Origin of the sequence: Variovorax paradoxus, assembly GCF_030811855.1 — a bacterium.
Classification (GTDB): Bacteria; Pseudomonadota; Gammaproteobacteria; order Burkholderiales; family Burkholderiaceae_C; genus Variovorax; species Variovorax paradoxus_L.
Window position 1 is genome coordinate 112,376 of record NZ_JAUSRN010000011.1, and the last position, 11,792, is coordinate 124,167.

Annotated in this window: 11 protein-coding genes; 6 read left to right on the forward strand and 5 right to left on the reverse strand. The window is 65.5% G+C overall.

Annotated features, from left to right (window positions below):
* Positions 1–3 precede the first annotated feature (3 nt).
* Entirely contained in the window at positions 4–1,386 is a 1,383-nt protein-coding gene (locus tag J2X92_RS20245) for a sensor histidine kinase (protein ID WP_307578117.1), read from the forward strand.
* Here J2X92_RS20245 and gloA2 read toward each other — a convergent pair.
* The 5 genes from gloA2 to gstA form a co-directional block, all read right to left on the reverse strand.
* Entirely contained in the window at positions 1,383–2,150 is a 768-nt protein-coding gene (gene gloA2, locus J2X92_RS20250) for an SMU1112c/YaeR family gloxylase I-like metalloprotein (RefSeq protein WP_307578119.1), read from the reverse strand. The two genes, J2X92_RS20245 and gloA2, sit on opposite strands and share 4 nt — an antisense overlap.
* A 117-nt stretch (positions 2,151–2,267) precedes the next feature.
* Entirely contained in the window at positions 2,268–3,371 is a 1,104-nt protein-coding gene (locus tag J2X92_RS20255) for an alkene reductase (protein ID WP_307578121.1), read from the reverse strand.
* An 85-nt stretch (positions 3,372–3,456) separates the two neighbouring features.
* Complete coding sequence (locus tag J2X92_RS20260) at positions 3,457–5,319, reverse strand: acyclic terpene utilization AtuA family protein (RefSeq protein ID WP_307578123.1); 1,863 nt, start codon at positions 5,317–5,319, stop codon at positions 3,457–3,459.
* On the reverse strand, positions 5,316–6,098 hold the full coding sequence (locus tag J2X92_RS20265; RefSeq protein WP_307578125.1) for an enoyl-CoA hydratase/isomerase family protein: 783 nt from the start codon (positions 6,096–6,098) through the stop codon (positions 5,316–5,318). Before J2X92_RS20265 ends, J2X92_RS20260 begins: the two co-directional genes overlap by 4 nt.
* A gap of 156 nt (positions 6,099–6,254) precedes the next feature.
* Complete coding sequence (gene gstA / locus J2X92_RS20270) at positions 6,255–6,863, reverse strand: glutathione transferase GstA (RefSeq protein ID WP_307578126.1); 609 nt, start codon at positions 6,861–6,863, stop codon at positions 6,255–6,257.
* A 187-nt stretch (positions 6,864–7,050) separates the two neighbouring features.
* Between gstA and J2X92_RS20275 the strand changes: the two genes are divergently transcribed.
* The 5 genes from J2X92_RS20275 to J2X92_RS20295 all read left to right on the forward strand — a co-directional run bounded on the left by J2X92_RS20275 (position 7,051) and on the right by J2X92_RS20295 (position 11,787).
* Positions 7,051–7,236, forward strand: a complete 186-nt coding sequence (locus J2X92_RS20275) for a DUF1328 family protein (RefSeq protein ID WP_307578128.1) — start codon at positions 7,051–7,053, stop codon at positions 7,234–7,236.
* 155 nt (positions 7,237–7,391) lie between these two features.
* Positions 7,392–8,279 carry a transglutaminase-like domain-containing protein gene (locus J2X92_RS20280; RefSeq protein WP_307578130.1) on the forward strand — a complete coding sequence of 296 codons (888 nt, stop codon included), beginning with the start codon at positions 7,392–7,394 and terminating at the stop codon, positions 8,277–8,279.
* Positions 8,280–8,461: 182 nt separating this feature from the next.
* Positions 8,462–10,420: a tRNA uridine-5-carboxymethylaminomethyl(34) synthesis enzyme MnmG gene (mnmG, locus tag J2X92_RS20285; protein ID WP_307578132.1), complete on the forward strand. Its 1,959-nt coding sequence runs from the start codon at positions 8,462–8,464 to the stop codon at positions 10,418–10,420.
* A complete protein-coding gene (gene rsmG / locus J2X92_RS20290) occupies positions 10,417–11,058 on the forward strand; it encodes a 16S rRNA (guanine(527)-N(7))-methyltransferase RsmG (protein ID WP_307578134.1) in 642 nt (213 codons plus the stop codon). The genes mnmG and rsmG overlap by 4 nt, the downstream gene beginning before the upstream one ends.
* Positions 11,059–11,172: 114 nt before the next feature.
* Positions 11,173–11,787, forward strand: coding sequence for a LysE family transporter (locus tag J2X92_RS20295; protein ID WP_055807166.1), 615 nt, complete (start codon positions 11,173–11,175; stop codon positions 11,785–11,787).
* The last annotated feature ends 5 nt before the right edge of the window (positions 11,788–11,792 follow it).

An 11,792-nucleotide genomic window follows, 5' to 3' on the forward strand; every position in this document is an offset into this window, starting at 1 on the left:
CCCATGCCGGACGCACCTCGGCCGGCCGAGGCCGCACCTTCGCTCACGCGGCGCGTGCTGCGCAACGTGCTGGTACCGCTGGCGCTCACGTGGATGGTCGGCGCGGTGATCGCCCTCGTCATTGCCAACTATTTTTCCGAACAGGCCTTCGACCGCGGCATGCTCGACGACGCCTATGCGCTCGCGGCCAACGTGCAGGCGGGCGAACGCGGCGTGGAGCTGCTCCTCACGCCGCGCGAGGTGGCCACGGTGCTGTTCGATCAGGTCGACAAGGTCTACTTTGCGGTGCAGCGGCTCGACGGAACGCTGATCTCGGGGCAGGCGGGCCTGAATCCACCATTGCCGCCGGAAGGTTCGCGCTACCGTTTCTCCGACGTCGAATTCGACGGCAAGGTGCTGCGGGCGGTGGTGCTCCAACCTGTGGCGGAGCCTGGCCTGCCGGTGCCCTACCGGGTGGTGATTGCGCAGACCACGCTGAGCCGAACGGCCCTGGTGCGGCAGCTACTCGGCTTTGCGCTCGCGCCGCAAGTGCTGCTGCTGATGCTGCTCGCGGTGTGGCTCTGGTATGGCATTCGCAGCGACCTGCGACCGCTCGGCGAGCTGCAGCAGGCACTGGACCGGCGCGATGTGCACGACCTGTCCCCCGTCGCAGTGGTCCGCACCTCTCGCGAGGTGCAGCGCCTGGGCAATGCAGTCAATGCGCTGTTCGACCGTCTGAACCACAGCGTGCGCGCGCAGCGCGAATTCGTGGGCAACGTGGCGCACGAGTTGCGCACGCCGCTCGCGGGCATCCGCGCACTCGCCGAATACGGGCTTGCGCAGCACGACTCCGCGGTTTGGCGCGAGCAGCTCGTGCGGGTCGCCGAGCGGCAGGCGCGCGCGAGCCATCTCATCGACCAGCTGCTGGCGCTCGCACTCGCCGATGAAGCGCGCACCGGCCTTGCGCGCGAACCCGTGCGGCTCGACCTTCTTGCCGAGCAGACGGTGCTGCGCCACCTGGCCCGCGCCGATGCCCGCGGCGTCGACCTGGGCGCGCGCGGCCTGGACGAGCGCACCACGGTGCTCGCCAACGAAGCGCTGGTCGAAGGCATTCTCGACAACCTGATCGACAACGCGCTGCGCTACGGCGGGCGCACCATCACCGTCGAACTGGCGGAGCGCACCTTGAGCGTGATCGACGACGGTCCGGGCATTCCGCTGGAGGCACAGCGTGACCTGATGCAGCGCTGGGCGCAAGGCCCCGCGGGGCAGAAGCTGGGGCAGGGCTCGGGACTGGGGCTTTCGATCGTGGCGCGCTATGCGGAACTGCTGGGCGCCGAACTGCGGCTCGATGGAGCAGAGCCCTCGGGATTGCGGGTGAGCGTGGTGTTCGGCCAAGCGGCCTAGGTCGGCATCTGCAGCGGCGTGCCCTGGTGGAAAATCATCCGCCACCTGCCGCGCCGCAGGCGCCACAGTGAGCTGCGAAGCGAATCGGCCTCCGGGCGCCCAGGTATCGCGGCACGGTGTGCGCGGTAGGTGGCCAGCGCGATGTCAGGCGCCATGCGTTGCACGCGAAAGCCTGAGATCGTTCGTTCCGAGAAGGTCTCCTCGCGCAGCGCTTCGATGATCGCGGGTCGGGTCCACTCGGTGCCCGAAACGCCGAGTTCACGGAAGTCGTCGTCAAGCAGTTCTTCGAGTTGCGCGGCACTTGCTCGCACCTCACGCTGGTGCAGTGCGCCTTCGAGCTTCAGCAGCAGTGCGTGGAGGTCTTCGGCCGATGCTGCTTCGTAGAGTTCAAGCGGAAGACCATCGGGGTCGACGAAGAAAGTGAAGCGCCGGCCCGTGTACTCGTCGATGCGCAGCGGCTCCACCGCGATGCCTTGCGCCGCGAGCTCGTCGGCCGCGGCCCGCACGTCGTGCACTTCGAAGGACAAGTGCCGCAGGCCTTGTGCCTCGGGCCGCGTGCGGCGCGCAGGTGCTTCAGGAAACGAGAACAGCTCGATCTGCGAACCGTCGGGCAGTGCGAGGTCGAGCTTGTACGAATCGCGCGCGGCGCGGTAGTTCTCGGCGATGACGCACAAGCCAAGCACCTCGGTGTAGAAGCGCTTCGACCGCGCGTAGTCGGCGCAGATGATGGCGACGTGATGAATGCGGGCCAGCTGCATCGTCATCTCGATGCATGCGCAGCAAGACGCGGGGCGACGGGTGATTGCTCGGTGCGGGCCATGGCATTGCTCTCTTGGGGCGGACATGAAGTGTCCACCGCAATCTTGCCATCGGCCCCGGGCTCAATCCAGTGCCGGATAGTCGGTGTAGCCCTTGGTGCCGCCGCCATACATGGTGGCCTTGTCGACCTCGTTCAGTGGTGCGTTCTCGCGCAAGCGGCGCACCAGGTCGGGGTTGGCGATGAAGGGTTTGCCGAAAGCCACGAGGTCGTCGCCTTCCTTGACCGCTTCGTCCGCGAGCGGCTTGTCGTAGCCGTTGTTGACCATCCATGCGCCCTTGCCGCCTGCTTGGCGGTAGGCGGCCTTGAGCGCCTCGTAGTCGAAGGGACGGTCCTCGATCTCGCGCGGCCCGCCGGTGGCGCCTTCGATGACGTGGACGTAGGCCAGGCCGAGCGGGGCGAGCTGCTTCACCACGTAGGTGAAGAGCGGCTGCGGATCGGAATCGTGCGCGTCGTTGGCTGGCGTGACGGGCGACAGGCGGATGCCGGTCTTGCCGCCGCCGACCGCATCGACCACCGCGCGCGTGGCCTCCAGCAGCAGGCGGGCGCGGTTCTCGATGCTGCCGCCGTAGTCGTCGGTGCGCTTGTTGCTGCCGTCCTTCAAAAACTGATCGAGCAGGTAGCCATTGGCGCCGTGGAGTTCCACGCCGTCGAAGCCGGCGGTTTCCACCGCGTTGCGCGCGGCCGCCGCATAGGCGTGAACGATGCCGGGCAACTCTTCGGCATCGAGCGCGCGTGGTTCGGAGGTTGCGACGAAGGTCGGCACGCCGTCCTTGATGAGCACGGTCTTGGTCTTGGCGGTGATGGCCGAGGGCGCGACGGGCTTGCCGCCCTCGGGCTGGAGTTCGGTGTGCGACACGCGGCCGACGTGCCAGAGCTGCACCACGATCTTGCCGCCTTTGGCATGCACTGCGTCCGTCACGCGCTTCCAGGCATCGAGCTGTTCGGTGCCGTAGAGCCCGGGCACGTCTGCATAGCCCTGGCCCTGGTGGCTGATGGCGGTGGCTTCGGTGATGAGCAGGCCGGCCGTGGCGCGCTGCGCGTAGTAGGTGGCTGCGATTTCCTGCGGGATGGCGTTGGGCGAGCGGTTGCGCGTGAGCGGCGCCATCACGACGCGGTTGGCGAGCTTCAGGTCGCCGGCCTGTACGGGGTCGAAGAGGGAGGACATTGCGCGGATTTTGAAAAGTGGGACAGAGGCCGCGAGGCTAAACCTGCGCGGCCAACCCTGCTGTCGCACGGTTGTCTGGTTGCTGCTAGGCGTTCTCGGTGCCGAGTGCCGCGAGTTCGAGCAAGCTCGGACTCACGCACATAGGCATCGCGAGCAGGATCTGCCCCATGCCCTTGCCGAGCGGATCGTTGCGCAGCGAGGCCATACCGCCACCGCCGAGCGCTTGCTCGCAGACGAAGTTGAAGGCGCCGATGCCGGGCACTTCGTAGCGCGTGACTTTGCCCTTCACGAGATGCGCCAGCCATTCGGCGACGCGAACTTCGGTGAGCCGTTCGCGCAGCAGCGGCAGCAAGGCCGGATGGCGCGCGATGACGCCGATGTTGGAGGTGTCGCCCTTGTCGCCGCTACGGGCCCACGCGAGGCGGATGAGCGGCACTTCGATGGCATCGGCAAAGGCGATGGCAATGGATTCGGAAGCGCTTGGCGTTGCTGCCACTTCACGCCCTGGTGAAAGAGGCCCATCGGCGGCAACGGACGATGCATCGCGCGGCCACTCGATGGGCTGCCCGTCGACCTTCACGCGGGCTTCGACGTTGGATTTGTCCAGCAGGAACGCGTATTGCCGGATCGACGGCGCCACGGATGAGCGCCCGCCACCCGCGCCCGTGGTGCCGGGTGCCCACGAGGTGCCGGCCGGTGCCACCTCGCGCGCGAAGAGTTCGAGCGCTTCCTTGCTCGCATGCGTCACCGCGAGCCGGAGCACGGCTTCGCGCGTCTGCGTGGCCTGTGCGTGCGGGCCGTAGCAGGACTCGGCGCCGAGCACCTCGAGCTGCGTGTCGCTGTAGGGGCCGAAGCCATGCTGCGTGAACAGCGTGCTGGTGCGTGCAAGGATGGCTTCTCCGGTGCGGCGTGCCTTCGCGACCGCATCGAAGCCGACGATGGTGAGTTGCGCCGCGCACTTGAAGCCCTCCACGTAGGTGGCGCAGACCTTGTAGCTCTTGGTGGGTGCGCCGCCCTTAGCGCCGTGCACGCGCACGCGGTGCTCGCCGGCCTGTTCGATGCGCACCTGCGTGAAGTCGGCCACTACGTCCGGCAGCAGGTAGGCCGATGGGTCGCCGATCTCGTACAGCATCTGCTCGCCCACCACGGCGGGCGTGACCTTGCCGCCGGTGTCCGCGGGCTTGGTCACGACGAAGCTGCCGTCCGCATGGCATTCGACGATGGGGTAGCCGATGTTGGGCCAGTCGGGCACCGTGTCCCAGTCGGTGTGCAGCCCGCCGGTGGCCTGGCAGCCGCATTCGATGATGTGTCCCGCGAGGCTGCCGGCCGCCAGCAGGTCGTGGTCGCCAGGCTGCCACCCGAACGCATGCATCAGCACGCCGAGCGTCACGGCAGAGTCGACGCAGCGGCCGGTGATGACCACCTGCGCGCCCGCGTCGAGCGCGGCCTGGATGGGCCTTGCGCCCAGATAGGCATTGGCCGTGAGCACGCGATCGGGCAATGGCGCGCCGCTTTGCAGTTCGCGCACCGGGGGCTGCTGCTGCCTGAGCTGCGGCAGCAGGGGCGATACGTCGTCGCCGCTCACCACTGCGACCTTCAGCGCAATGCCTTGCTCGGCGGCCAGCGCCGCGAGTGCGTTGGCGCAGCCCTCGGGATTGACGCCGCCCGCGTTGCTCACCACGCGGATGCCTTGGCGCACCACGTCCTTCAGCACAGCCTTCATCGCAACCGAGACGAAGTCGGTGGCGTAGCCGAGCTCGGGTTTCTTGAGCCGCGCGCCCGCGAGGATCGACATAGTGAGCTCGGCCAGATAGTCGAACACGAGATAGTCGATCTGTCCGCTGGCCACGAGCTGCGGCGCGCCCACGCTGCTGTCGCCCCAGAAGCCCGAGGCGCCGCCGATGCGCACGATGCGTTCGCGTGCTCGTTCGCTGCGACTGGCGCTCATCGGCCGCTCCACTGCGGCTTGCGCTTTTCGCGGAAGGCAAGCTGGCCTTCGGCCGCGTCCTCCGTGAGCGCGAAGAGCCCGATCTGACTTTCGGTGAAGGCCATCGATTCTTCGAAGGCCATGGCCTCGATCTTCTTCATCGTGTACAGGCCGCGGCGTATGGCGGCAGGCGACTTGTCGAGCACGCGGCCAAGCAGCCAGTCGACGCTCTCGTCGACATCGTCGCTCACGCGATTCACGAGCCCGTGTTCGAGCGCCTCTGCAGCGGTGATGGGTTCGCCGGTGATGCACATCTCGGCCAGCACGCGGCGCGGCAGCAGGTTGCCGAGCACGCTGAGCACCTGCGCGGGGAAAAGGCCGACCTTGACCTCGGGCAGGCCGAACACGGCCTGGCTGCTCGCCACCGCCATGTCGCACATGCCCATGATTCCCATGCCGCCTGCCACGCACGCGCCGTTGACGCGCGCGATCAGCGGGACGGTTGATTGCCGGGCTTGGCGGAACAGGTTGGCAAAGCCTTGGTAGGGCTCGGCGTAGTCGAATTTGAAGGCGCTGCCGGTTTGCAGGTCGGCACCGGCGCAGAAAGCGCGCGTGCCGGCGCCGGTGATGACGACGGCACGCACGGCGCGGTCGGTTTCGGCACGGGCCAGCGCGCTGGACAACGCCGCAAGCACGCCGGCATTGATGGCGTTGCGGCGTTCTTGGCGGTCGATGGTGAGCCACATCACGGGCCCGCGCATCTCCTCGCGCAGTTCTTGGAGGGCAGGGGCTTCGGCCATCGGCGGGTCCTTCGCTTTCCAGGGTCTGAAGTTCGACCCGTAGCGTGACCCGAAAAAAAAGCCGCGGCATGCGGCTTGTAGCTGAAAGCGGCCCGGGTTTTCCCCATGAAGGGCCAGGCCGCCTCGCGGTCGTTGCGAGCTTGTTCGCGCTTCTTCTTACTTCAGCAGGCCTTCGGCCTTCATTGCGTTCTGAACCGCAGGACGGGCTCCGACGCGCGCATGCCAGGCCTGGAGATGGGGGAAGTCAGAAATGTCGACGCCCGTCGGCTTGGCCCAGTTGGTCACGGTAAACATGTAGCCGTCGGCCACGCTGAAATGCTCGCCCATCAGGTACTGCTTGTCGGCCAGCTGGCCGTCGAGCCATTGGTAGCGCGACTTGAGCTTGTCCTTGAAGATGGTCTTGGCTTCTTCGGGCATGGCGGGGTTGAACAGCGGGCTGTAGCCCTTGTGCAACTCGGTGCCGATGAAGGTGAGCCACTCTTGCAGGCGATAGCGCTGCAGGGTGCCTGCCGCCGGGGCCAGGTTCTTGGTGGGTGCGAGATCGGCGATGTACTGGACGATGGCCGGGCCTTCGCGCAGGCGGGTGCCGTCGTCCAACTCGAGCATGGGCACATACCCGAGCGGGTTGATGCCGTAGTAGTCTGTGCCGTCCTGCAGCTTGTGGCTCTTGGTGCTGGCCATCACGGGTTCGAAGGCAATGCCTGCCTCATGCAGTGCGATGTGGGGCGACAGCGAGCAGGCACCGGGCGAGTAATACAGCTTCATGCGGGAAATCTCCAAGGTTGAATATGGATAGCGGAAATCGATCCATGGACCGAAGGGCATGCTAGCGGGTTTGCGCGCAGCGCGTTTTTGTCCTACGGCCGCTCGCGCGCACCGACTATCGGGGTCGCTTCGGCGCGTTTCTAAGCTGCGCGCACGGTGGGCGAGGCCCGCCGAAAGGAGTGTTCAGATGTTGAAGTACGCCATTGTGTTTGCGGTGATTTCATTGATCGCCGGGCTGCTGGGCTTTGGCGGCATTGCCGCGGGTGCAGCGGGTATTGCCAAGCTGCTGTTCGGCCTGTTCCTGATTCTGGCCGTGGTGTTCGTGGTGTTGGCGGCGTTGGGTGTTGGCGCGGTGAAAAAGGCGATCGATTGATGCAGCGCCTGCTACCGCAATGGCCGCGTGCGCGTCCGCTAGGGTTCTTGCTTCAGAGCCCGGCCCACCGCGTCGTGAGGGTGCTGCTGGTCACGCAATCGCACTGGCAGCTTCCCGAGCACCGCTCGCGGCGCCGGCGCGTCTGAGGCGCGCGCATGCACATCTCCCACGTCGAGGCAGAGCTCCGCTATGAGGTTCAGGCGCCCGCGCATCTGCTGCTGAACATCGAGGCTGCGCAGGCCGGCGCGCAAGCCGTCATCAGTGAAATGTTGACCATCGAACCGCCAGCCGAAGTGCGGTTCTACTGCGACGGATCGAGCGGTAACCGCTTCGCGCGTTTCGACGCGCAGCCGGGACCGCTGCAGATCAGTTACAGAGCGACCGTGCAGCGCAGGCATGTCGACGTGCCGCTCGACCTGCCCGAGGTGCCTGTCAACCAGGTACCCGATGAAATCCTCCACTACATGATGCCGTCGCGCTACTGCGAGTCGGACCTCATGTCGCGTTGCGCGCAGCAGCTTTTTGGGGGTCTGCCACCCGGCATTGGCCGGGTGCAGGCGATCATTGACTGGATCCACGAGAGCATTGCCTACGAACCTGGCAGCAGCAATTCGACGACCACCGCGCGAGAGGTGTTCGTGGAACGCGCGGGCGTGTGCCGCGACTTCGCGCACCTGGGCATCACCTTCTGCCGTGCGCTCAATATTCCGGCCCGGCTGGTGGTGGGCTACGTTTGGTTCGACGAGCCGCCGCAGGATTTTCATGCCGTGTTCGAAGCTTGGCTCGGCGGGCAATGGGTGCTGTTCGATCCGACGCGCATGGCGCCGGTCGATCGGTTGGTTCGCGTGGGAACCGGGCGCGACGCCAAGGACGTGGCCTTCTGCACCATCTTTGGCGCGGTGACGATGACAGGCAAGGACATCAGGGTGCGCGAAGTGCAGGACGAAAGCGTGCCTCCCGCAGCGGCGCCGCAGCCGACCGGCGCGATCGTGGGTATCGAGAAGCCTGTGCCGGTCATAGAGTTGGCTAGCGCAGCCGACTGAGAAGCCCATCTGCATTGAATAGTTTGCTATAAATAATGTAGCAAACTTTTGAGTTTGAATGGGGACGGCCAAGGGTTGGGAATGCCTCGGCACCGGTTGCCCTTATTCCCGCCGCAAAAGGGCACCCCCGATTAAAATTGGTGCCCCTTTGCGCAGCGCACGCGTCAGTGCGCCCCTCTCTCATGCTGTATCCCGAAGAATTTGATGTCATCGTCGTTGGCGGTGGCCATGCCGGCACCGAGGCCGCGTTGGCGGCTGCCCGCATGGGCGCCAAGACGCTGCTGCTGTCCCACAACATCGAGACGCTGGGGCAGATGAGCTGCAACCCGTCGATCGGCGGCATCGGCAAGGGCCATCTCGTGAAGGAGGTCGATGCGCTGGGCGGTGCCATGGCCATTGCCACCGACGAGGCCGGCATCCAGTTTCGCATTCTCAATTCGAGCAAGGGCCCTGCCGTGCGCGCGACCCGTGCGCAGGCCGACCGGGTGCTGTACAAGGCGGCGATTCGCCGCCGGCTCGAAAACCAGCCGAACCTCAGCCTGTTCCAGCAAGCGGTCGACGACCTGATGGTGGAGGGCGACCGCGTGGTGGGCGCCATCACGCAAGTCGGCATCGCGTTCCGGGCACGTACCGTGGTGCTCACGGCGGGCACTTTTCTCGACGGCCGCATCCATGTGGGCCTCGACAACTACCAGGCCGGGCGCGCGGGCGATCCGCCGGCGATCAGCCTGTCGGCGCGGCTCAAGGAACTCAAACTGCCCCAAGGCCGCCTGAAGACCGGCACGCCGCCGCGCCTCGACGGCCGGACCATCGATTTCTCGAAGTGCACCGAGCAGCCGGGCGACGGCATGCCGGGCGGGGCAGGGCCGATGCCGGTATTCAGCTTCGTGGGCCGGGCCGACATGCATCCGCAGCAGATGGCCTGCTGGATCACCCACACCAATGCGCGTACCCACGACATCATCCGCTCCGGCTTCGACCGCAGCCCGATGTTCACCGGCAAGATCGACGGCGTCGGTCCGCGCTACTGCCCGAGCGTCGAGGACAAGATCAACCGCTTTGCCGACAAGGAAAGCCATCAGATCTTTCTCGAACCCGAAGGTCTGACGACCAACGAGTACTACCCGAACGGGATTTCGACCAGCCTGCCATTCGACATCCAGTACCAACTGGTGCGGTCGATGCCGGGGCTGGAGAACGCCCACATCCTGCGGCCGGGCTATGCCATCGAGTACGACTATTTCGATCCGCGCGAGCTCAAGAGCAGCTTCGAGACCCGTTCGGTCAAGGGGCTGTTCTTTGCCGGGCAGATCAACGGCACCACCGGATACGAAGAAGCCGCGGCCCAGGGCTTGTTTGCCGGTATCAATGCCGCGCTGCAATGCCGTGGCGAAGAGGCGTGGCTGCCGCGCCGCGACGAAGCGTACTTGGGCGTGCTCGTCGACGACCTCATCACCAAGGGCGTGACCGAGCCCTACCGCATGTTCACCAGCCGCGCCGAGTTCCGGCTGCAACTGCGTGAAGACAATGCCGACATGCGCCTGACCGAGGCAGGGCGCAAGCTCGGCTTGGTGGACGACGCCCGATGGGATGCTTTCAGCCGCAAGAGGGATGTTGTTTCACGTGAAACGGAACGACTCAAATCGATCTGGGTGAACCCGCGCAATCTGCCGGCGGCTGAGTCTGAGCGGGTTCTCGGCAAGGCCATCGAGCACGAATACAACCTGGCCGACTTGTTGCGCAGGCCGGACGTCAACTATCAAACGCTAATGTCCCTCGACGGCGGAAAGTACAGCGCGTCCACTGCGCTGAACGAGACTGAGATTGAACAGATCGAGATCTCGGCCAAGTATTCAGGCTATATCGAGCGTCAGCACGACGAAGTCGAGCGTGCAGCGCACTTCGAAAACCTGCGCATGCCGCCCGACTTCGACTACAGCCAGGTCAAGGCACTGAGCTTTGAGGTTCGGCAGAAGCTAGCCAAGCACCGGCCTGAGACGCTGGGCCTTGCTTCACGTATCTCGGGCGTGACACCTGCTGCTATTTCCTTGCTGATGATTCATTTGCGAAAAGGCGGCCACAAAGCTTTCGACCGCGACGCTGCCGCCGAAGCCCCAGCCGAACCGCAGTCCGCCCAATGAACGCGCCCATCGATACGCTGCGCCAAGGCGCAGCAGCCCTGGGCCTCGCTTTGTCCGATATCCAAGCGGAGCAGTTGCTGTCTTACGGCACGTTGATGCTCAAGTGGAACAAGGTCTACAACCTCACGGCGCTGCGCGACGCGGCGAGCGTGCTCACGCACCATCTGCTCGACAGCCTGGCGGCCGTGCCGGCGTTGCAACGCGAGTGGGCAGGGGAGGGCAAGCTGCTTGACGTGGGCTCGGGTGGCGGCCTGCCGGGAGTGGTGATTGCCATCATGCGGCCGGATCTCCAGGTCAGCTGCCTCGATGCGGTCGCCAAGAAGGCAGCTTTCGTGCAGCAAGTGGCCGCTGAGCTCGAGTTGCCCAACTTGCGCGGATTGCACGCACGCGTCGAATCGCTTGCCGGCAGCTATGAAGTCATCAGCTCCCGCGCCTTTGCTTCCCTGCCAGATTTCTTCGATGGTTCGGCACATCTGCTGGCACCCGGTGGCGTCTGGCTGGCCATGAAAGGCAAGCTGCCGGCCGACGAACTGGCCGTGTTACCTGCCGGTATCGCAGTGTTTCACGTGGAACAATTGACTGTTCCTGGCTTGGACGCAGAGCGTTGCATTGTCTGGGCACGCAGGGAAGCCGCCTGACCGGGCAAAAAAGAAGCTCCCGCGCAGGTGAAAGCCGCCGGCGGAGGGTGATCGCAGGGGCCGCCTCGCTTAGACTCGACGCCTCCCCCTGGCTCTCTTTCCCGAGGCAAATCCATGTTCGGCATTGCTGATTACGGCGCATTCGTCGCCGCCATCGTCCTCTTTCTACTGATCCCTGGTCCCGGCAACCTGGCGTTGATCACCTCGACCAGCAAAGGTGGGATTCGCGGTGGATTGGCGGCAACGCTGGGCGTGATCATTGGTGACCAGTTCCTCATGTGGGCTGCGGTGGCCGGCGTGGCTGCCGTCCTGACTGGCTACCCGGCAGCGTTCAAGGCCGTGCAATGGCTGGGCGCGGCTTACCTTGCCTGGTTGGGCGCCAAGATGCTGCTGGCCAAGCCCGGCGCGGCCCCGATTCTCAACATTCGCCCCAGCCATTTCCTGCGCCAGGCGCTGGCAATCACCTTGCTGAATCCCAAGGCGATCGTGTTCTACATGGCTTTTTTCCCCCTGTTCGTCGACCCCGCGCGCCACCAAGGCATGGCCACCTTTGGCGCCATGGCGGTGACGATTGCGGTACTGACCTTCCTGTATGGCCTGACCTCGACGCTGCTGACGCACTTTCTTGCGGAACGCATTCGCGCCAATCCACGAATTTCGGGTGCGCTCGAAAAGCTGGCGGGCGTTTTCCTGATCGCCTTCGGCGTCAAGCTCGCCATTTCCCGCTGATTTCC